Consider the following 22,040-nt stretch of genomic DNA (forward strand, 5'->3'; position numbering starts at 1 on the left):
GTTTGTTTGAGGAGGATATTAATGAAAAACACTAAGATTGTATGTACAATAGGACCGGCTTCAGAGTCTGTTGAAACATTAAAAAAACTCATTGAAGCTGGTATGAATGTAGCACGATTAAACTTCTCTCATGGTGATCATGAGGAACAAAAGCAACGTATTGCAAATATTAGACAAGCAGCTAACGAAATGGATCAATCTATAGCTATTCTTTTAGATACAAAAGGGCCAGAAATTCGTACTGGTTTATTTGAAGAAGATGAGGTTGAGTTAGTAAAAGGTTCTACAGTGACATTAACGATGGATGAAATTAAAGGTAACAAAGAACGTTTTACGATTACTTATAAAGGTCTTATTGATGATATTGAAGTTGGAAAACAAATATTATTAGATGATGGCTTAATTGCTTTAGAAGTAACTGACATCAATCAAAATGAACAAGAGATTGTTACAAAGGTACTTAATACGGGAATGATTAAAGACCGTAAAGGCGTAAATGTTCCAAATGTAAGAGTAAACTTACCTGGAATCACAGACAAAGATGCCAATGATATTCTATTTGGTATTGAACAAGATGTTGACTTTATAGCAGCATCATTTGTAAGAAGACCTTCTGATGTGCTTGAAATTAGAGAACTTTTAGAGAAAAATAATGCTGATCACATTAAGATTATTCCAAAAATCGAGAATCGAGAAGGCGTTGATAATTTAGATCAAATTATTAACATCAGCGATGGAATTATGGTTGCACGTGGTGACCTAGGTGTAGAAATACCAGCAGAGGAAGTTCCATTCATACAGAAAACAATGATTAAAAAGTGTAATCAAGCAGGTAAGCCAGTCATTACAGCCACTCAAATGCTTGATTCAATGCAACGTAACCCACGACCAACGCGTGCTGAGGCTAGTGATGTAGCAAACGCAATCTATGATGGTACTGATGCCATTATGTTAAGTGGAGAAACTGCTGCAGGTGATTACCCTGTTGACGCGGTTAAAACAATGCATAATATTGCAGTTTACACAGAGAAAACCCTAGAAAATAAAGCAGTAACAAACGACCGTGATCTTGAAGTCGACTTTAATATTACAGATGCGATCAGTCATTCAGCTGCTAGTTTATCTGAAGACTTATCTGTTAAAGCAATTATTACGCCAACTGAAAGCGGAAATACTGCACGAATGGTTTCAAAATATCGCCCAAAAGCGCCAATTGTAGCTGTAACATCACACGCTTATGTTAGTCGACAATTGAGCTTAGTATGGGGTGTCCACGCAATCCAAGGTGAGCGCGTACAATCAACAGATGAAATGTTACAACATGCTATTGATAAAGGCCTAGAAACTAAACTGTTTAACCATGGTGACCGAGTTGTTATAACAGCAGGTGTTCCTGTTGGTGAAAGTGGTACAACGAACTTAATCAAAGTACACGTTGTTGGTAATGTGGTAGCAAAAGGTCAAGGAATCGGTCAACAAGGAGCAATTGGTAAAGCATTTGTAAGCAATGACACAGCGCTGCTAGAGAAAGAATTTAAAGAAGGAGATATACTTGTTACATCTGCAACTGATCGTGAAATGATGCCTGTTGTTGAGAAAGCTGCTGGAATTATTACTGAAGAAGGTGGTTTAACGAGTCACGCAGCAGTTGTCGCTTTAAACCTAGGAATCCCTGTTGTCGTTGGCGTTGACCAAGCTCTTGAGAAGATTAAACACGGAGAGGAAATCACGATAGACCCTTCAAACGGTAGTATTTATCAAGGCCGCACAACGGTGATTTAAAAAGGGGAAATGAAAATGTTTCGTATTTTATTCTTTTTAATAATTGTCATATCAGCTGTTGAGATTGCCATATTCGTTTGGTTAGGAAATGTATTTAATGTTTGGTTCGTTCTATTTGGGATTATTCTAACTGGATTAGTAGGTGCTCTACTAGCCAAGCAACAAGGAATAGATATATTAAATAGAGCAAGGTTTGAGCTATCTAGAGGACAAGCACCTACTAATGAAATTTTAGATGGTATTGCAATTTTAGTTGGATCTGTTTTATTGTTTACACCTGGATTTGTGACAGACCTTATCGGGTTTTTATTACTCATTCCGCAAACTAGAAGGCCAGCTAAGGTATATATTAAGAAGATTTTATCTGAGATGTTTCGTAAAGGATCTATTAAAGTATTCAGACAATATTAATCCACAATATAGTTTTTCAAAGCTCTAAAAGCTCCGGATTGAGCTAATGCTTTGATGCTGACTGCAGCAATGGGCCCAAGTAGAAAACCAATAAAGCCAAATAATTTCATGAATACAAATAGAATTATAATGAGAAGTAGTGGATGAACTCCGATGGATGAACCTACTAATTTAGGCTCTAATATATTCCTTATTATAATAAGGAATATAAATAATATGCTTAGTTGAATAGTTAACGTGTAATGATTTGTGAAAAACAAATACAATATCCAAGGAGTAAATAATCCACTAATTCCGATAAAAGGTATTAAATCTAAAAAAACAGCAACAGAAGCTATAGCTAGTGCATGATTAACATCGAAAAATAACAATCCAAAGTATACGATGACGCCAGTTATTAAGACAATTATTAATTGTGCTAACGCATACCTTTTAATTAAGGATACGAAACTATCTTTAATTGTTTGAATGTAGTCGGTCATTTTATTTGGGAGACTTATGTTTAGGTCGGATAACCATTTTGGCCCGTCAGAACTTATGAAAAATGTTCCAATTAAAATGAATAATACAATGTAGCTAGCTTTCAGAATCTTGGTTATGCTATTAATGGTATTTTGAAAAAAATTAATTAGTAAGTGCTGACTATAATCTTTAATACTGTTCATCATATCGTTCATGAGGTCTTTTAACATCGTTTGAGATTGCGGTTGGATAGAGTTTATATAAGATGCAATTAATTCATAGGAACGATCAATCAATCGTTCACTCCATAATTGAACAGCTTTAAATGTTTCTTCAATACTGTGAGGCATGATATGAGCTAAGTATTGAAATAAATGGACAAGCTCGATTAGGCTAAATGTAATGAAGGTGACGAAGCTAAATAACATGAGCACTAGGACACTAATAACTGCTAGTTTCCTGTTCAGGTTGAGCTTGTCCTGCAACATTTGAACAAGTGGGTTAATCATAATGGCAATGATTAAACTTAATGCAAAAGGAAATAAATGATGAAAAATTAAATAAATGATTAACCCAACGATACATATCCAAAACATTAACTTAAACAAGTTCATATAATTTATAGTCATCATTCTATTCCTTTCGGTTGATTAACTTAGAAAGAAGGGTTATGAGTGTTATCATCATCCACTTTGTTTTTACTCATTTTGTTATTACTCGGTTTTATCGCTAAAAACCAAGCTATTCTTATTGCAGTATACATTTTACTCGGGATCAAACTATTAAAGTTAGATGATAAAGTGTTTCCATTTTTAGAATCAAAAGGACTATTCTTAGGAGTCGTCGTTATTACGGTTGCAGTATTAGTTCCAATAGCAACAGGTGATATTGGCTTTCAAGAACTTGTCCAAAGCGTTAAGTCCTACTACGCATGGATTGCGCTTATAGCAGGAATGTTTGTTGCTTATATTGCTAAAGATGGATTACATCTTTTAGCTAATGAACCACACCTTACTGCTGCATTAGTCATTGGGACCATCTTAGCCGTTGTATTTTTCCAAGGTGTTGCTGTAGGACCGCTAATCGGAGCTGGTATTGCCTACATTACAATGCAAGCTGTTGACTCGATTATTAAAATATTCTCTTAAGTTTAATTGAATTTTCTCAGGGGAATATATTTAATAGCTATGCAGACATTAAAGATAATATTATTTTCTTAAGTAGAAAGATTTCACATTCCTTAGAATTTTGTTTATAATGGTCTATGGGACAATTATGCTAGAGGAATAATAGATTGAAGTGTATACATACACTTGTTGCTCTATGATTAAATTGTGGAAAAGGAGAGAGATACTATGTCAAACCCGAAAGGTCTTGAAGGAATCGTCGCAACTGAATCCTCAATTAGTTCAATCATCGACGACAAATTGACTTACGTTGGTTATGATATCGATGATTTAGCTGAGAACTCAAGCTTTGAAGAAATTATTTACTTACTATGGAATCAAAAATTACCTACACAAAGTGAACTTGATTCTTTTAAACAAGAACTTGCTGACAACATGACCATTCCTCAAGAAGTGATTGACCACCTGAAATCATACGATTTAAAAACGGTTCATCCAATGGCTGCTTTAAGAACAGCTGTATCTATGCTTGGCCTTTATGATGAAGAGGCTGATGTGATGGAACAAGATGCAAACCGTCGTAAAGCACTTCGCTTACAAGCTAAAATTCCTACAATTGTTACGGCATTTGCTCGTATCCGTAAAGGAGAAGACCCAGTAGCTCCTAAATCTGATTTAGGTTTTGCTGCTAACTTCTTATACATGTTAAAAGGTAAAGATCCTGAAAGCATTGAAGAAGAAGCATTTAATAAAGCATTAGTACTTCACGCTGACCATGAGTTAAACGCATCAACATTTACAGCACGTGTATGTGTAGCTACTCTATCTGACATATATTCAGGTGTTACGGCTGCAATTGGTGCTTTAAAAGGACCTTTACACGGTGGTGCTAATGAGCGTGTAATGAGTATGCTATCTGAAATCGGTGAAGAAGAAAAAGCTATTGAATACATCGAAGAAAAGTTAGCTAATAAAGAAAAAATTATGGGTATGGGACACCGTGTATACCAAAATGGTGACCCTCGTGCGAAACACTTAAGAGAAATGTCTAAGCAATTAACAGGCATTACTGGTGAAACTAAGTGGTACAATATGTCTGTTAAGATTGAAGACTACATCAAAGAAAATAAAGGTCTACCAGCAAACGTTGACTTCTATTCAGCGTCTGTATACCACAGCTTAGGAATTGATCATGATCTATTCACACCAATCTTTGCTGTGAGCCGTGTATCAGGTTGGTTAGCGCATATCTTAGAGCAATACGATAACAACCGCCTAATCCGTCCACGTGCAGAATATGTTGGACCTAACAAACAAGAATATACTCCAATTGAGAAGCGATAAAACCAAAAGCCGGTTGAGCCGGCTTTTGTGATGTTATTAAATAATATAGTGTAAAAAGAACTAGGAGGTAATGACATTGACACAAGGTGAAAGAATTACAGTTGAAAATGGCAAAATGAATGTACCAAACAACGCAATTATTCCTTATATTGAAGGTGACGGTACTGGTCCAGATATCTGGGCAGCAGCATCACGCGTACTAGAAGCAGCAGTTGAGAAAGCTTATAACGGTGAAAAGAGCATCGAGTGGAAAGAAGTTCTTGCTGGTCAAAAAGCTAAAGATAACACAGGTGAATGGTTACCTAAAGAAACTTTAGATACTATCCGTGAATACAAGATTGCTATTAAAGGACCTTTAACTACACCAATTGGTGGCGGAATTCGTTCTTTAAACGTAGCATTACGTCAAGAACTTGACTTATTCACTTGCTTACGTCCAGTTAAGCACTTCTCAGGTGTACCATCTCCAGTTAAGCGACCTGAAGATGTAGACATGCAAATTTTCCGTGAAAACACAGAGGATATTTATGCAGGTATTGAGTGGCAAGAAGGTACAGATGAAGTTAAAAAGGTCATTGACTTCATTCAGAACGAAATGGGTGTTAACAAAATCCGTTTCCCTGAAACTTCAGGTATCGGCATTAAGCCAGTATCAAAAGAAGGAACTGAGCGTTTAGTACGTTCTGCTATTGAGTATGCTCTTACTGAAGGTAAGAAGAGTGTAACATTAGTACACAAAGGTAATATTATGAAATTCACAGAAGGTTCATTTAAAGCTTGGGGTTATGATCTTGCAGAACGTGAATACGGCGATAAAGTGTTCACTTGGAAAGAATACGATCAAATCGTTGAAGAAAAAGGTCGTGAAGCTGCAGACCAAGCACAAAAAGAAGCTGAGGATGCAGGACGCATTATCGTAAAAGATGCGATTGCGGATATCTTCTTACAACAAATTCTAACTCGCCCTAAAGAGTTCGATGTGGTTGCGACTATGAACTTAAACGGTGACTACATTTCTGATGCACTAGCTGCACAAGTTGGTGGAATTGGAATCGCACCAGGTGCGAATATTAACTACGAAACTGGTCATGCTATTTTTGAAGCAACTCACGGTACAGCACCTAAATATGCTGGCTTAGATAAGGTTAACCCATCTTCAGTAATCCTATCTGGTACGTTAATGTTAGACCACTTAGGTTGGAGAGAAGCTAGTGAACTAATTCACAAAGCAATGGACAAAACAATTGCAAGTAAAGTTGTAACTTATGACTTTGCACGTCTAATGGATGGTGCTACTGAAGTTAAATGTTCTGAATTCGGTGACGAGCTAATTAAAAACATGGACTAATTACATTTTTAGGAGGAAATAGCTCATGACAATCAAACGAAGAAAAGTTTCTGTCATTGGTGCTGGTTTTACTGGTGCAACAACAGCATTAATGGTTGCTCAAAAAGAGTTAGCTGATGTTGTGTTAGTGGATATTCCAGATATGGAAGACCCGACTAAAGGTAAAGCGTTAGATATGTTAGAAGCAAGTCCTGTGCAAGGTTTTGATTCAAATGTTGTTGGTACATCAAACTATGAGGATACAAAAGAATCCGACGTAGTTGTCATCACAGCAGGAATCGCTAGAAAACCTGGAATGAGTCGTGATGACTTAGTTGCAACGAATTCAAAAATCATGAAATCTGTAACGAAGGAAATCGTTAAGTATTCTCCTGATTGTTTTATTATCGTTTTAACGAATCCAGTAGATGCAATGACATATTCTGTATTCCAAGAAGCTGGATTACCTAAGAATCGCGTCATTGGTCAATCAGGTGTTTTAGATACAGCACGCTTCAGAACATTTGTGGCACAAGAATTAAACGTTTCAGTAAAAGATATTACTGGTTTCGTTCTTGGCGGCCACGGAGATGACATGGTTCCTATGCTTCGCTACTCTTTTGCTGGAGGCATTCCACTAGAGAAGCTAATCTCTAAAGAACGATTAGACCAAATTGTGGAAAGAACACGTAAAGGTGGCGGTGAAATTGTTGGACTATTAGGTAATGGTTCAGCATATTATGCTCCAGCTGCATCCATTACGGAGATGGTCGAAGCAATTCTTAAGGACCAACGTCGTATTCTACCTGCAATTGCTTATTTAGAGGGTGAATATGGCTACAATGACATGTACCTAGGTGTTCCAACAATTCTAGGTGGAAACGGACTTGAAGAAGTCATTGAGCTTGACCTAACCGAAGAAGAAAAAGCTCAACTAGATAAATCAGCAGATTCGGTTAAAAATGTAATGAAAGTATTAGCTGAAAACGAATAATAAAGTATAATAAGCTCGAGGGAAGATCTCTTTCCTCGAGCTTTTTTGTACTAATGTCTCTTATTTTATCTATAATGTCCTATAAATCGGCTTCAATGTCTCATAAATTAAAACGAATACCCATTTTCGACAATATTCGATTCCGTATTTCGGTTATGAATGTCTCATAAGTGGATAGAAATGTTTCATAACTGGTGATGTATGTACCAACTATGCAGCGAAAAGTTAGTCACCATTGTTATGTATGAACTTAATTACAGGTAAGGATGGTAGCAATGATTTTAATGATTGATCACGATGATTCATTTACATATAATCTAGTCCATATGTTAGAGGACATAGGTGAAGAAGTAATTACGATTAGTCACACGGATGTTTCTATTAGATATTTAGAGCATTTTGATCCTGACTATGTGATATTATCACCTGGGCCTGGTCATCCTAAAGACCAGGTTGTTTCTAAAGTAGTTCTTGATACACTTAAAGGTAGGATTCCTATTTTAGGGGTGTGTCTAGGGTTTCAAATTCTCGTTGAATTTTTCGGGGGTAAAGTAGTTGAGGCAAATCGACCTATGCACGGTTTAACAGATTATGTTCACCACGATGGAGAAACTATTTATAAAGGGGTGAGTTCTCCAGTTAAAGTGACACGTTATCATTCGTTAATTGCAGATTCAGATGAAATTCCAAGCCATTTAATTGTTACAGGTAAAACCGACAACGGTGAGATCATGTCCGTTAAACATAAAGAATATGACATAGAAGGTGTACAATACCACCCAGAGGCAATTCTAACTTCAGCAGGGAAAGATATACTCCGCAACTTCCTAAATACATATATCGGGAGTGGAATACGTGACTAAACAAATCATACATTTTAATCACGACTTGCTAGGTGATCATCCATATATATTTGATAAACCAGTAGATTATGTTGTAGCTAATCGTTTGGATGAAGTTAAACCAGCATTAGACCGAATAGAGCATTACACTAAGGAAGGGTATTATGCTGTTGGTTACTTAAGCTATGAAGCAGCTCAAGCATTTAATCCGAAAATGGAAACACATGAAGAGGTAAGGCTTCCTTATTTATATTTTGGAATTTATAAAGATTATCTTAAGTTATATGAAGTTCCAACTGGTGATTTACAGAAAATGAATTGGGTCAGTGATACGACCCCTAAAGATTATTTTAAGTCGATTGTTCATATTCATGATGCGATTCAAAAAGGAATTAGTTATCAAGTTAATTACACGATTCGATTGATCGCTCAATATGAGCAATTAAATACGCGTCAATTGTACGAGCAACTGAGACAAAGTCAGTTAGCTAATTATACTTGCCATTTGCAATTTAATGATTTTGAAATTATATCAGTATCACCAGAATTGTTCTTCGCTTGGGATGGCTATACGATTGAAACAAAGCCTATGAAAGGGACGATTAAGAGAGGGAATTCTAGTGAAGAGGATAAAAAACTGAAAGACCAACTTACTCACTCAGAAAAAGATCAAGCTGAAAATGTGATGATTGTGGATTTACTTCGAAATGATTTATCAAGAATTGCAAAAAAAGGAACGGTTAAAGTCCCTAAACTATTTGATCTTGAAGCTTATCCAACAGTTTACCAAATGACGTCAACTGTAACAGCTAAAACACGGGATGATGTTAGTTTAACTTCAATTTTTGAAGCTATATTTCCTTGTGGTTCTATTACTGGTGCGCCTAAAATTAGTACAATGAAATTGATTAAACAATTGGAAACATCTCCAAGAGAAGTTTATTGTGGTGCAATAGGGATGGTGACACCTGAACGGGGTGCTGTATTTAATGTTCCGATTAGAACTGTGCTAGTCGATCGACGTAAACAAAACGCAGTATATGGAGTTGGTGGTGGAATCACTTGGGATTCAACCCCTGAAGGTGAATATGAAGAAACGGTTGCGAAGTCTAATATTTTAAAACAACAGGGAAAGGATTTTGAACTGTTGGAAACAATGAAGTTATCCAATGGAAAAATCGATTACCTTGATGAACATCTGAATAGATTAAAACGATCTGCTGAATTTTTTAAGATCCCTTTTGAACAGACAAAATTAGATGAGATCATCCGAAGGTTATTGATAGAGCATACAGGGACAAGTTATGTTGTAAGATTATTACTAAATCGTTCTGGAGTATTTAGCTATCAAGTATTACCTTATGATGAACCACCCTATTCGGTTGATGTTGCGCTTGCTAAGAAACCGATTGACAAGGATAATATGTTTTATTACCATAAGACAACTCATCGAGAAATGTATGAAATTTTCCAAGAAGATAACGTATTTGATGTCCTTTTGTGGAATGAGAGTGGGAATATAACAGAGTTTACAAAGGGTAATGTAGTTTATAAATTAAATGGTCAACTATTTACACCACCTGTATCGGATGGGTTACTAGCTGGTACGTTTAGAGAGAGATTGATAACAGATAATCAAGTCGCTGAACGATCGCTACCCAAAGATGAGTTAAAATATGTGGACGAAATATGGTTTATTAATAGTGTTAGAGGTTGGATTCGTGTTAATGAAGTTATAACATAGATAAGTCTAAATGATTTAGGCTTATCTATTTTGTTTATACGGTAGAAAAATGTGTAACTTATTAAGTATAGGACCAAAAAGGAGTGACAGGAAACATGTCAGATACAGAACAAATTAAAAAACGTTTCGATCGAATATCAAGCAAGTTTGAAGTAATGGACCACTTTGTAAAAGAAGACTGGCGGAAAGAGTTACTAAAAGGTGTCCATGGAGATATATTAGAAGTTGGCGTTGGTCTTGGAACTAATTTTAAATATTATCCTCAAGAAGCTACTGTTAAAGGCATTGACTTCAGTCCTAAAATGTTAGAACGAGCACGCGAGAATTTAGATAGCGCGGCTGCAAATATTGAGCTTTTTGAAATGGATGTTGAGAATTTAGAGTTTGAAGATAACAGTTTTGATTATATTGTATCGACTTGCGTGTTTTGTTCAGTTCCTAATCCAGTAAAAGGTTTTAAAGAGTTAAGGCGTGTCATTAAACCTAATGGAAAAATTGTTATGCTAGAACATATGCGGAGTGAAAATGAAATTATTGGAAAGGTATTAGACTTCTTTAATCCAGTTAGTGTTAATCTAATAGGTGTTAATATCAATCGCAAAACACTCTCCAATTTATATCAAGCCAACTTAGAAGTAGATGAACAGGAATTTTTAATGACATCAGTGATGAGGAAATTAGTATTGTCACCAAATAAATAAAATTTAATAGTTATGGCCACATGTAAAAAGAATAAATACATGTGGCCATTATTCCATAACTTTAATGACTATGATCCACAGAGTCTGTTTGGTTATTCTGTAAAAACCACTTTTCCCCAAAGTAAGTTAAAATCATGATGATAATAGAAACAATGACAATTAGGAGATCAGACTGGAGCTTAACCCATAAGAAAGCTGTCAGTACAAGCCCATCTAAAATGAACGCCAGGCTAACAATAAATCGATTATAATCGATTTTGTCTTTAAGTTTAACTAGTAGTCCCCAATGAATAATCATGTCCATGACTAAATAGAGAATAGCCCCCATTGATGCAATGCGACTTAAGTCAAATAGTACAGTTAGTGCCATAGCAACTACAATCGTGTACACTAATGTGTGTCTTTGAATATGCCCAGGCATTCCGAAATGACTATGAGGAATAAGTTTCATGTCTGTTAACATAGCTAACATTCTTGATACCGCAAATACACTTGCGATTATGCCAGAAATTGTAGCAATAATTGCGATAATAACAGTAAACCAAACACCTAAGTTTCCTAATGCAGGCTCTGCTGCAGCTGCTAACGCATAATTTTTCTTTTCAATGATTTGATTTAAAGCTAAATTACTTGAAACTGACCAAGCTAAAAGTATATATACAAAGAGACTTATTAGTATTGAAAACATAATCGCTCTTGCAATGTTTTTCTTAGGTTCTTTTATTTCTTCACCTTGATTTGTAATCGTAGTAAAGCCTTTGAAAGATAGAATAGTAAGTGCAATTGCAGCAATGAAACCAGCAATTGATGTTTCTGGTGCCTGTCCACTACTTTCTGCAGGACTTAGTGAGAAGTTTACGACTACTAAACCAGCACCTGCAAAAATGAGAAGACCAATTATTTTAAGTAATGAAACGAATGAAGTAAAAGATTGAATAAATGTATTTCCTGATATGTTTACAAGAAATGCAAAGATCAATAAGCCAACACCAAGAACTGGAACCCAAAAACTATTTTCTCCAATATCAAAAAGTTGTAACGTATAAGTTCCAAAGGTTCTGGCTACTAGGCTTTGGTTAATTACCATAGAAAAGGCCATTAATAATGCAGCAAACGCGGTAATCGTTGTTTTACCGTATTCTTTAACGAGATACATTCCAATTCCACCAGCTGAGGGGTATGCATTGCTTAACTTTGTGTAGGAATAGGCACTAAAACCGGTTACTATCCCTCCTAATATGAAAATTAAGGGAAACCATTTTCCACCTAATTCAGCCACTTGTCCTAGTAAGGCAAAAATTCCTGCACTAATCATAACGCCAGTTCCTAGTCCAATAGCACCTAATAGTGTAATGCTATTTTTCTTATAACGTTGTTGGCTTTCCAAAATCCCACCTCCACTTTATATTTCTTACACTAAGTTTTACCCTTTAATGTGCAGAAAATGTGCAAACATCGTTTTAATATGCATAAAACTACGAATTAAGTTAAACTAACCTTAGTTATTTAGCTATCTTCACGGAATAAATATATTTTCTGCATAAAAAGTTGACAATTAATAGTTACAATTTATTGAGATTAATAATGGAGGTATACAGGATGAAGCGTTTAATAATTTTAAGCATTATATTATTGTCAGTATTAATAGCATGCTCTAATGAAGACCAAATAGATTCTGAACCATCTAATAGTAGTGCTAATGAAAATGAATCATCACAAGAAAAAAATTTGAACGAAGATTTAACATCAATCTCTAAGGAAATGCAAGATCAACAATTAACACATGTACATGGTATGGGCTTTACTTCAGACGGGAGCCGTTTGTTACTAGGTACTCATGCTGGTTTAAGATGGTATGAGAATGGCAAATGGTTTGAGACGACTCAAAACATAAATGATTATATGGGCTTTAATGTTGTCAATCAGGGATTCTATACATCGGGTCATCCAGGTGCTCAATCTGACCTTCCTAACCCAATTGGACTACAGAGAAGTTTAGATGGGGGCAAAACATTAGAAAGTTTGGGATTTGTGGGAGAAAGAGATTTTCATTACTTAGCAGTTGGTTATACAAGCCATGATATATTGTTATTTAATCCTGAACAATATTCTAAACTTGACCAAGGTTTTTTCTTAAGTCAAGATAACGGTGAGTCATGGGAATCCGTTAATGCATCAAATGTGGAAGGAGAACTTTTAGACATCGCATTACACCCATCAAATTCTGATTTCATGGCAATCGCATCAGTTGGTGGCGTTTATTTATCAGATGATGGTGGAGACACTTTTACTCTATTAACTGATCAAGCGCAAGGCGTGGGTGTGTTTTTTGATGAAGAGACTTTTTACTACACCACCTACCAAGATAGTGCATCTTTTATAGCTTATGACCTTAATAGTCAAAAACAAGAAGAGAAAAACCTTCCTGATTTAGGTGAAGATGCACCTATTTATATTGCACAAAATCCACAAAACAATAAGGAGTTAGTCATTTACACTTACGTAAATGAAAATCTTTATATTACTGAAAATGATACAGAAGATTGGGAGTTAATTTCAGAAGGTGGACAAATTAAATAGCTATGATGTATAAACTATCCTTTAAAGTTGGTATGTTATTTTTTGTATTCATTGTCTTGATTGAATTACTGTTGTTTCTAGTCTTGTATAATAACCTAGCTAATAATCAAGTTGAAGAGGTTATGGATAATTTATTAGCTAGAGGTAATACACATCGTGATGTTTTAGAGGACCATTATACGCCAGCAACAATGGAACATGTGGGGATTATGGAATCAGCATCAGATTTTGTTGTAGTCATTACAGACACTGAAGGACAAGTATTAGTTAATTCTAATCCAATTGAAGATGAAATTAGTCAGGTCATTCAGCAGGCTATAGAACAACCAATTGATTCTGATGGAGCAATTATAGAAGATGAGTGGAAGGATAAAAAGTATATTGCTTCAGACAGTTTAATCATGTTGGACAATAACATAGAAGGCCATGTGCTAATGTTTGCAGAAACTGGTAAAGTGAAAGGGATGCTACACCAATTAGGACGACAGTTTCAAATTATAGGTTTAGTAACTCTTATATTAACTGTGATCACTATATATATTTTATCGAAATTAATAACTGCTCCACTTATTAGAATGAAAGAAGCTACAGAACAAATTTATAGTGAAAATAAAAAATTAGATCTAAATACTAAGCGAAAAGATGAGCTAGGTGTGTTAGCTAAAACTATTACTCGAATTTCTAAGGATTTAGATCAATTAAAAACAGAACGTAGTGAATTTCTGTCTAATATTTCACATGAACTTAGAACACCATTAACTTACATTAAAGGTTATGCTGATATTATTAATCGTCCTAATCTTAGTGATGAAGAAAAGAAAAAGTTTAGCTATATTATTAAAGAAGAAGCAGAACAACTATTAATTCTTATTAAGAATTTATTTGACCTGGCAAAACTTGATCAAAACAAATTTGATATTAATAAAGAATGGACATTAGTTAATCATTTGATTCATTCAGTGATTGAACGAATTAAACCAGTCTTAGATGATAAGGAAATCAAGATAGTAAGTAGTTGTCCAAATGAATTATACGCTTATATAGATTCTTCACGAATTCAACAGGTACTCATTAATTTACTAGACAATGCTAAAAAACATACTACTAGCAACAAAACAATTTGTTTGAACGTATCACACTCAGAAACAAATATAACAATACAGGTTACGGATGAAGGGGAAGGAATTCCTAAAGAGGAATTACCCTATATATTTAACCGTCTTTATCGTGTAGAGAAGTCGAGATCACGTACAAGTGGGGGTTCTGGGATTGGCTTAACCATTTCAAAAGAGATTATTGAATCTCACGGTGGTTCTATCCAAATTGAAAGTGAATTAAGTGTGGGTACATCAGTCATTATACATTTACCAAAGGGTGAGAATGATGAGTAATGTTCTGGTAGTAGATGATGAAAAACGCATGAGAGATTTAATAGAATTATATTTACAGCCTCACTCATACTCATGTATGACAGCTAGTCATGCACAGGAAGCCTTAACTATTATTAAGCGAAATAAAATTGATATTGTTATTTTAGATATTATGATGCCTGATATTAATGGATTTGAATTATGTAAGATGATAAGAGAATTTTCAGAGGTTCCAATTATTATGCTCACAGCAAGAGATAATCAAGAAGATGTCGTGAAAGGTCTTAAAATGGGTGCTGATGATTATATAACTAAACCATTTGATGAAAATGAATTAATTGCTCGAATGGAAGCTTTATTGAGAAGAACACTTCCTCAAAATATAGTTAAGATTAATGGATTGGTTTGGAACAAAGATTCTTTTCAATTAGTTTATAATAATCGAATTATTAAGTTGACTCCTAAAGAGTTTAAAATGATAGGTTATCTGATTAATAATCCCGGTATAGTGTATGAAAGGGAAAAGTTTATCGACCTTATTTGGGGCTACGCAACGGATGTAGAAGGGAGAACAATCGACTCACATATTAGAAACATTAGAGATAAGATTAGGGAGTCCGGGTATCCAATCGATGACCATTTAAAAACTGTATGGGGCATAGGATATAAATGGATGAATTGATTTTAATGGGTTCACGTGGCGCAGTAGTATGATACTACTGCGTCATTTTTTGAGGGATGATGTAAAAACTTTAAACTCACAAACAATTTTATCTAAAAACTTAGTTATGTCTAGCGCAATGCGTTCAACCACAAAGTGGATAAATGGACGCTTGCGCTATTCTTATTATTAAGTTGTCACATATAAAATAAAAAATCTGCACAATTTTTGCAAAATGTTGGGGTACGATACGATTGTAAATTAAAGGGAGGGAACAACATGAAAAAGTTAGTTCTTATGTTTCTATTACTTGCTGCAATCTTTCTATCAGCATGTAGTAATGCAGTGGATGATAAAGAAGAAGAACATGACTCTTCTGAATCAAATACTGAAGAGGTTGAAGATGAAGAAGGTTCGCACGAAGAATCTGAAGGTGGGGAGCATTCAGGAATGAACATGTCAAGTTCTGGTGAAGTTCCTGAAGGATTAGAAGAGGATGAAAACCCGACCTTTGAAGTTGGTAGCCAAGCGATTATTGAAGCAGATCACATGGAAGGTATGAACGGAGCAGAAGCAACAATAAGTGGTGCGTATAAGACAACCGTTTATACAGTGTCTTATACACCTTCAAATGGAGATGAGGAAGTATCAAATCATAAGTGGGTAATTCACGAAGAATTAGAAGGAGTTGGAGATGATTCCTTAGAACCTGGTGATGAGGTTACTCTAAATGCGGAGCATATGGAAGGAATGGACGGGGCAAAAGCAGAAATTGATTCAGCTATTGAAACTACCGTCTATATGGTTGATTTCACATTGACTTCTACTGGAGAAGAAGTCACCAATCACAAATGGGTGACGGAAGAAGAATTATCATCACCTGAAGAATAATTTTTAATAAAAAGGCACCTTTATCTAGAAATATGATAAAGGTGCTTATATTGTATATTAACTGTATACTTGTTGGTAAAATTGATAAGTTTGTGTTTGGGCGTTTAAAGATGACCTTGGTACATATGACCAGTTCATATTTGAAATGAGCTCATTATATAAGTCTTGAATATGTGCTTGTTGTAAAGCCATATCTTCATGAGCCTTTTTAACATTTTGATTTTTCATCATAAGTGATGATGTAAAATTCTCGTTTGCCATACATTTCGCCGTATTATGTGCTTCTAATGTAATCCACTTATCATGATAGGGCGCCTCTTGAACTTCCATATTTAGTGATATATCTGAGTAATCTGGGATAGGTGATACATTAATTGATTCATTATTATGAGGGTTAATAAAAGCCATCATGACTTTGACGTGATTTAACATGACTTCAGTCTGAAGTGATAAAATACTTTTTAATCTAGGGGTAGAAGATATATGATAGTAATACTGTAATTTGTTAATTACTCCTTCATGTGCAGCTAAATGTTCAGCCATTAAACCAAGATCGATTGATGGTAAAGTTGACATAGTTGACACCTCTTTATTTAATTTAATACAACATATGCCTAATCACAATTGAACGTTAAAAAAAGAAATCCCAAGTTTTAATTGGGATTTCCACTATGTTTTAATTTAATTTATTTTTTAATCGATCATATTCCTCTTCTGTAATCTCACCTTTAGCCAATCGTTCATTTAAGATTTCTAATGACTTATTATGGTTATCCTTGTTATTTGATTGCTTATTATTAGGCTTAAACATCCAGACAATGACAGCAATGATTAGTATAATAATCAAAATCATGATAAAGGTAAATATAAAATTACCGAAAAATCCGCCGGCCATTCCCCCCATGTTGTTACCCCAATTCATCATGAAAGTTTCCTCCTTATTTATTTAGTGAAAGGTGAAAATACTCCTTTATAATCAACAATGGTCATCATACCTCGATCAGCGTGATTATTGTCGTGACAATGGAATAACCATTCTCCTTTGTTATCTGCCTTAAAATAAATTTCAAAACTCTCACCAGGTTTTACATTAAGTAAATCTTTTACCATAGGTTTCTGTAATGTTTCTCCATTTTTCGAGACAACTTGAAAGCGGTGACCATGTAAATGCATAGGATGGTTTAGTCGGCCATTATTTTTAATAGTTACTTTAACTAAATCTCCCTCTTCAACTTGTATAGGTGGAGTGTTTGGGAAAATTTCATTATTTATTTGAAATACCATACCTTCACCCATATTCATTCCCATGCTTAAGTCCATTTCATAGCTAACATCTGGATTTGAAGGAATATCATCAAAAATAAGTTGTTTACTCCCTACAGAAGCTCCATCAACATTCGAACCATCAGTAGAGATTTTTGGCTTGGCTTTTGAATAATCGACATCTTCATTATTGATTACTGGAATGTTGACATTTGTGGCTCCTTCTTCCGTTTCTGTTATATCAGAGATAAGCCAAGGTTCAGTATGGTTATTGGTAACTTCTAAATCAACACGTTCACCGGGTGCAATTTCGATATTATTTGATTGTCCATTCTGTTCTATTGTATTGGCAGCATCATAGGCTAAAACTTTTACAGAATTTTCAGGAAAACTTAACTTGTGTACTTGATAACCTGCATTTATAATTCGAAATAGTGATTTTTCCCCCTCTTTAATAACAATTGGTTCAATGCTATTACCAGTTTTTCCGTTGACAGTATAAGTGTCATACATTTGTTTAGTATCAGCTTCGCCATCTCCTGACATACTACTCATCATCATATCTGGCATATTTGTAATGCTTTCACGCTCTCCATCTGTTGACCACTCATCAAAAATCAATACTTCTTCATTTTCATATGAATATTCGGAATTACTTTCCTCTATGACTAACGAACCATAAAGCCCTTTATCAACTTGATAAGCACTATGCTCATGGGAATGGTACCAATAAGTGCCCGGGTGTTTTGCTTCAAATTCATAGGTGAACGTTTCCCCTGGTTGTACAGCTTCCTGTGTTAAGTCTGGTACCCCATCCATAATGTTGGGGAGAATGGCTCCATGCCAATGAATCGTTACGGGAACATCAAGTTCATTACTCAAATTAACTTTTAAAATATCCCCTTCTGTAACACGTAATGGTTCACCAGGAACCGTCCCGTTGTATGTCCAAGCATTCACTTCCTTGTTTTGATCTAAAGACCATTTTACTTTTTGAGCTTTGAGATTGTATTCGGTGACGTTTTTACTTTCATCAGATTTTTCATACATATCTACGATACTAACCTCTCCGTTAATAATGTCTGGTTTTCCTTTTTCAAATATAAAAGAGTAATAATAAGTGCCAAATCCTATTAATAGTAAAACTAATATTAATATTGATCCTATAATTTTTCTTTTCATTTAGTAACCCTCCACTAGTATCTTTTTACCCTAAACATTTGCAGAAACTGTGCATTATTCGTTAATTATCTTTTAAATAAGCATTATGAATTTATATTTATTGGTTAATCTAAGAAATGAATAAAATGAAAGGAGTGGTTTTATGGGAGTACTATCTACAACACCAACCAATATGGATTCATGTATTGAAGCATGTCTAAAATGTCTTCGAGCTTGTGAGGAATGTTTTACAGCTTGTTTGCAAGAACCAGATGTACAAGCACGCACTAATTGTTTGCAACTATTAAATGATTGTGCTGAAATTTGTGGTCAAGCCGCCCAATATATGGCGAGAAATAGTAGTTTATCCCCTAGCCTATGTGGAGTATGTGCTCAAGTTTGTGACCAATGTGCAATTGAGTGTGAAAAGATGCAAGATACTCATTGTAAAGAATGTGCACAAATCTGTCGTGATTGTGCGCAACAGTGCCGTAGTATGGCAGGATAAATCTTCACTAATGGTACAAGCTAATGATTAGCTTGTACCATTTTGTTTTGGAGGTGTTTTTTATGAACATATCAGAAAACTATAATCCAGGAGATGTTGTGTATGTGATGTATCGTAATCCACATACTCAAAGTGTTGCTCAGGTTCAAGAAGCGGCAGTTGCTCAGCATCCTAATGAGCCTGGTCAGTTGGCATTATTTTTATATGATACGTATTATCCTTTAGACGACCAAATTGCAGTATTTAAATCACAAGAAGAAGCAAATGAAGCATATGATTTTTATTTTGGACAAGTGGATGGGGAGAACTTCTATGGTTAAGCCATTTTTACCGGAATTGGTATATGTAGAACCTAAAGCGTTAGATTACACCTTGGGCAAAGAGTTAGTTAATAAATTTGAGCATATGGGGATTGAAATTAGAGAAACAACATCACATAATCATATTCGGAATCTACCTGGAGACAATCATTTTCAACAATACCGAGTTGCTAAATCAACATTAGTCGTTGGTTTAAGAAAAACATTAAAGTTTGATACATCCAAGCCTTCAGCTGAATATGCTATTCCACTTGCAACAGGTTGTATGAGGCATTGTCATTATTGCTACTTGCAAACAACGATGGGCAGTAAGCCATATATACGAACTTACGTGAATGTTGAAGAGGTGTTAGAACAGGTTGAGAAATATATGCAAGAGCGGGCACCTGAAATTACACGCTTTGAGGCTTCGTGTACATCTGATATTGTGGGGATTGACCATTTGACCCACACATTAAAAAGAACCATAGAATACTTTGGGGAATCGGACCTTGGACAATTGCGTTTTGTAACGAAGTTTTCTCATGTGGATCATTTACTAGATGCTAAACATACGGTAAAACGCGTTTTCGCTTTAGCATTAACGCGGACTATGTGATTAAGTACTTCGAGCCAGGGACATCGAAATTAGATGATCGATTAGAAGCTGCTAGGAAAGTAGCCGAAGCAGGATATCCTTTAGGGTTTATAGTTGCACCTATATATTTGCACGAAGGCTGGAAGAAAGGCTATAAAGAAATGTTTGAAAAGCTTGAAGCTTTACTTCCACATTACGCTCGACAAGATCTAACTTTTGAATTCATTCAGCATCGTTTTACAAAGCCAGCAAAGAAAACAATTGAGAAAAACTATCCCATGACTAAGTTAGAGTTAGATGAAGAAAAGCGTAAACCTAAATGGGGTAAATATGGGATTTGGAAATACGTTTACACTGATGAAGAACAAGAGGATATGAAAAACACGCTAGGAAAATATTTAGATGATTATTTTCCTGAAGCTAAGTTTGAATATTTTACGTAATAAGGTGGTTGGGATCATTCAACCACCTTATTTTTTAAGATAAAACATATTTAAGTAGTAAAGATACTTACTACTTGGTATTGAAGGTTCATCATGGTGAATAACTTCTAACTGTGGCTTATTAGAAATAATTGTTCTCATTGATGTGACGTTAGCTAAATATCTGAAGTGAGGACGCGTCAATGTTTTGACCAGATAAGCAGAACGAGTACTACCGGACCTTCTATTTTGATTTAAAAAATTTAAGATTTGGTCTGCTGAAGTTATGCCTATTCCATGACCGAAGTAACTGCCATCTTCCATGACAACAGCATTTTCGCCTTGCCACCAAGGTGTTCGAGGATTTACATCAGGATTTTTAAAATAAACGATGTCTCCTGGAATTAAATGTTCTGTATCAATATTTTGTAGACGCAGATCAGAATCTGCATGCCAGCTATATAGATATAAGTTTTTAAAAAGTCGATTGAACTGTTGTTTGTCAATCGTGTTTAATACTGAGTGATAGTAAATAATTAACATAGCTGTTGCACATTCAAAACCGTACAAATGGCTGTTTAAATATATATCTTCTATCGCATCAGCAGGTTCTACGTTTGACTTAAGTTTGAAACCTCCTAAAATCGTTCTAGTCCAAAACTCTGGATTACAACGAGAGTTCGCAAACACTTCAAATTCAGCTTGACTCTGGTTCATTAACCTTGCGCTATTCATAATATTTTTTCTTAACGTGATTTCGAATTCAAGTTCATACATAGATTGATAAGCGTAGGTTAATGGATCACTTAATAAACTGTTAAAGATAACCCTTTCAATCGGGTCAAGTGATAAATAGTTAGCATTTTGAAGGTTGTTACCAGCAACTCTAATCATACCAACCGCTCCTATACAAAATTGGGTGTTAGTGTATATTACTCAATAAGAACGAGGTCGGTGATGAATAAAATTTGATTATTCTCGCAAACTATAGATAAAGGAGGATGATCACATGAATCAAGAAACTTTCGTTGCTGTTAGAAAAGACAAAGATGGTGACATCACTCATTTCAAAACGTCAAGTGGGCGTGAGTTGGATTATGAACAAGCATTAGCAGAGATACAAAATGGCACCATTGAGGGTGTCAATATTGGAGAAGCTAGAAATGGGAGACCTGTCATCCGTGGCAACGCAGACGGGGATCCGACGAACAATTTAGATAATCTTGAAACGTTTTAATATATGAAGCACCAGCCAAAAGCGGTTGGTGCTTTTCCTTTATCGTAATTAAAGAAACTTTGTTAATATTGAAAGTAGAAAATTTATTTAAAGGTGGTCATAAGATGACTAAAGGCACAACTCCTAACCGATTGATTTATGAAAAATCGCCCTATCTATTACAACACGCATATAACCCAGTCGATTGGTATCCGTGGAGTGATGAGGTATTTGAAAAAGCAAAAGAAGAAAACAAGCCAATTTTTCTAAGCATTGGCTATTCAACTTGTCATTGATAACATGTTCGTTTGACTACACATAACAAAAATGCTATCTT

At 35.1% G+C, this 22,040-nt stretch carries 22 protein-coding genes and 2 pseudogenes; 18 read left to right on the plus strand and 6 right to left on the minus strand.

The genetic code is table 11. The features are described 5' to 3' along the window. The first annotated feature begins 21 nt into the window (after nt 1–21). Both pyk and ACTWQB_RS01815 read left to right on the plus strand, forming a co-directional pair. The gene (gene pyk / locus ACTWQB_RS01810) at nt 22–1,782 is read left to right on the plus strand and encodes a pyruvate kinase (RefSeq protein ID WP_443137483.1); all 1,761 of its coding nucleotides are present in this window, start codon (nt 22–24) and stop codon (nt 1,780–1,782) included. 15 nt (nt 1,783–1,797) lie between these two features. After that, nucleotides 1,798–2,193: an FxsA family protein gene (locus tag ACTWQB_RS01815; protein ID WP_443137484.1), complete on the plus strand. Its 396-nt coding sequence runs from the start codon at nt 1,798–1,800 to the stop codon at nt 2,191–2,193. Here the strand turns inward: ACTWQB_RS01815 and ytvI are convergent. Beyond that, complete coding sequence (gene ytvI, locus ACTWQB_RS01820; RefSeq protein WP_443137485.1) at nt 2,190–3,269, minus strand: sporulation integral membrane protein YtvI; 1,080 nt, start codon at nt 3,267–3,269, stop codon at nt 2,190–2,192. The two genes, ACTWQB_RS01815 and ytvI, sit on opposite strands and share 4 nt — an antisense overlap. A gap of 60 nt (nt 3,270–3,329) precedes the next feature. On the opposite strand from ytvI, the gene ACTWQB_RS01825 reads away from it, so the two are divergent. The 7 genes from ACTWQB_RS01825 (at nt 3,330) to ACTWQB_RS01855 (ending at nt 10,734) form a co-directional block, all read left to right on the plus strand. Continuing rightward, the gene (locus tag ACTWQB_RS01825) at nt 3,330–3,803 is read left to right on the plus strand and encodes a DUF441 domain-containing protein (protein WP_443137486.1); all 474 of its coding nucleotides are present in this window, start codon (nt 3,330–3,332) and stop codon (nt 3,801–3,803) included. A 207-nt stretch (nt 3,804–4,010) separates the two neighbouring features. Further along, a complete protein-coding gene (gene citZ, locus ACTWQB_RS01830; protein ID WP_443137487.1) occupies nt 4,011–5,126 on the plus strand; it encodes a citrate synthase in 1,116 nt (371 codons plus the stop codon). 76 nt (nt 5,127–5,202) lie between these two features. Then, nucleotides 5,203–6,474: an NADP-dependent isocitrate dehydrogenase gene (icd, locus tag ACTWQB_RS01835; RefSeq protein ID WP_443137488.1), complete on the plus strand. Its 1,272-nt coding sequence runs from the start codon at nt 5,203–5,205 to the stop codon at nt 6,472–6,474. Between the two features lie 25 nt (nt 6,475–6,499). Then, a complete protein-coding gene (gene mdh / locus ACTWQB_RS01840; RefSeq protein WP_443137489.1) occupies nt 6,500–7,447 on the plus strand; it encodes a malate dehydrogenase in 948 nt (315 codons plus the stop codon). Between the two features lie 275 nt (nt 7,448–7,722). Continuing rightward, nucleotides 7,723–8,310, plus strand: coding sequence for an anthranilate synthase component II (locus ACTWQB_RS01845; protein ID WP_443137490.1), 588 nt, complete (start codon nt 7,723–7,725; stop codon nt 8,308–8,310). Continuing rightward, on the plus strand, nt 8,303–10,033 hold the full coding sequence (gene pabB, locus ACTWQB_RS01850; RefSeq protein WP_443137491.1) for an aminodeoxychorismate synthase component I: 1,731 nt from the start codon (nt 8,303–8,305) through the stop codon (nt 10,031–10,033). Before ACTWQB_RS01845 ends, pabB begins: the two co-directional genes overlap by 8 nt. Before the next feature lie 95 nt (nt 10,034–10,128). Then, the gene (locus tag ACTWQB_RS01855) at nt 10,129–10,734 is read left to right on the plus strand and encodes a class I SAM-dependent methyltransferase (protein WP_443137492.1); all 606 of its coding nucleotides are present in this window, start codon (nt 10,129–10,131) and stop codon (nt 10,732–10,734) included. A gap of 61 nt (nt 10,735–10,795) precedes the next feature. Here the strand turns inward: ACTWQB_RS01855 and ACTWQB_RS01860 are convergent, their stop codons facing one another. Next, nucleotides 10,796–12,121, minus strand: a complete 1,326-nt coding sequence (locus ACTWQB_RS01860) for an APC family permease (protein ID WP_443137493.1) — start codon at nt 12,119–12,121, stop codon at nt 10,796–10,798. A gap of 212 nt (nt 12,122–12,333) precedes the next feature. Between ACTWQB_RS01860 and ACTWQB_RS01865 the strand changes: the two genes are divergently transcribed. The 4 genes from ACTWQB_RS01865 (at nt 12,334) to ACTWQB_RS01880 (ending at nt 16,236) form a co-directional block, all read left to right on the plus strand. Continuing rightward, the gene (locus ACTWQB_RS01865) at nt 12,334–13,314 is read left to right on the plus strand and encodes a F510_1955 family glycosylhydrolase (RefSeq protein ID WP_175615775.1); all 981 of its coding nucleotides are present in this window, start codon (nt 12,334–12,336) and stop codon (nt 13,312–13,314) included. 2 nt (nt 13,315–13,316) lie between these two features. Further along, nucleotides 13,317–14,705: an ATP-binding protein gene (locus ACTWQB_RS01870; protein ID WP_175615774.1), complete on the plus strand. Its 1,389-nt coding sequence runs from the start codon at nt 13,317–13,319 to the stop codon at nt 14,703–14,705. Then, nucleotides 14,698–15,366 (plus strand): response regulator transcription factor, encoded by a 669-nt coding sequence (locus tag ACTWQB_RS01875; RefSeq protein WP_443137494.1) that lies wholly within the window; start codon nt 14,698–14,700, stop codon nt 15,364–15,366. The genes ACTWQB_RS01870 and ACTWQB_RS01875 overlap by 8 nt, the downstream gene beginning before the upstream one ends. Before the next feature lie 258 nt (nt 15,367–15,624). Continuing rightward, nucleotides 15,625–16,236 (plus strand): YdhK family protein, encoded by a 612-nt coding sequence (locus ACTWQB_RS01880; RefSeq protein ID WP_175615772.1) that lies wholly within the window; start codon nt 15,625–15,627, stop codon nt 16,234–16,236. 57 nt (nt 16,237–16,293) lie between these two features. On the opposite strand, the gene ACTWQB_RS01885 is transcribed toward ACTWQB_RS01880, so the two are convergent. The 3 genes from ACTWQB_RS01885 to ACTWQB_RS01895 all read right to left on the minus strand — a co-directional run bounded on the left by ACTWQB_RS01885 (nt 16,294) and on the right by ACTWQB_RS01895 (nt 18,681). Then, on the minus strand, nt 16,294–16,812 hold the full coding sequence (locus tag ACTWQB_RS01885; RefSeq protein WP_443137495.1) for a hypothetical protein: 519 nt from the start codon (nt 16,810–16,812) through the stop codon (nt 16,294–16,296). 100 nt (nt 16,813–16,912) lie between these two features. Then, nucleotides 16,913–17,161, minus strand: coding sequence for an SHOCT domain-containing protein (locus tag ACTWQB_RS01890; RefSeq protein WP_217703283.1), 249 nt, complete (start codon nt 17,159–17,161; stop codon nt 16,913–16,915). Nucleotides 17,162–17,178: 17 nt separating this feature from the next. Beyond that, nucleotides 17,179–18,681 carry a multicopper oxidase family protein gene (locus ACTWQB_RS01895; RefSeq protein ID WP_175615770.1) on the minus strand — a complete coding sequence of 501 codons (1,503 nt, stop codon included), beginning with the start codon at nt 18,679–18,681 and terminating at the stop codon, nt 17,179–17,181. 409 nt (nt 18,682–19,090) lie between these two features. Between ACTWQB_RS01895 and ACTWQB_RS01900 the strand changes: the two genes are divergently transcribed. From ACTWQB_RS01900 to splB, 3 genes and pseudogenes are all read left to right on the plus strand, one after another. Beyond that, on the plus strand, nt 19,091–19,168 hold the full coding sequence (locus ACTWQB_RS01900; protein ID WP_443137671.1) for a four-helix bundle copper-binding protein: 78 nt from the start codon (nt 19,091–19,093) through the stop codon (nt 19,166–19,168). A gap of 53 nt (nt 19,169–19,221) precedes the next feature. Next, a complete protein-coding gene (locus tag ACTWQB_RS01905; protein ID WP_443137672.1) occupies nt 19,222–19,488 on the plus strand; it encodes a transcriptional regulator SplA domain-containing protein in 267 nt (88 codons plus the stop codon). Next, nucleotides 19,481–20,508, plus strand: a pseudogene (splB, locus tag ACTWQB_RS01910) (spore photoproduct lyase). Before ACTWQB_RS01905 ends, splB begins: the two are co-directional and overlap by 8 nt. 27 nt (nt 20,509–20,535) lie before the next feature. On the opposite strand, the gene ACTWQB_RS01915 reads toward splB, so the two are convergent. Beyond that, complete coding sequence (locus ACTWQB_RS01915) at nt 20,536–21,381, minus strand: protein-glutamine gamma-glutamyltransferase (RefSeq protein ID WP_443137496.1); 846 nt, start codon at nt 21,379–21,381, stop codon at nt 20,536–20,538. 115 nt (nt 21,382–21,496) lie between these two features. Between ACTWQB_RS01915 and ACTWQB_RS01920 the strand changes: the two genes are divergently transcribed. Beyond that, on the plus strand, nt 21,497–21,724 hold the full coding sequence (locus ACTWQB_RS01920) for a DUF3892 domain-containing protein (protein ID WP_175614938.1): 228 nt from the start codon (nt 21,497–21,499) through the stop codon (nt 21,722–21,724). A 104-nt stretch (nt 21,725–21,828) separates the two neighbouring features. After that, a pseudogene (locus ACTWQB_RS01925) lies at nt 21,829–21,996 on the plus strand (DUF255 domain-containing protein); the annotation flags it as partial. Between the last annotated feature and the right edge of the window lie 44 nt (nt 21,997–22,040).

This window comes from Piscibacillus sp. B03, assembly GCF_052246295.1.
In the GTDB taxonomy this organism is placed as follows: domain Bacteria; phylum Bacillota; class Bacilli; order Bacillales; family Alkalibacillaceae; genus Piscibacillus.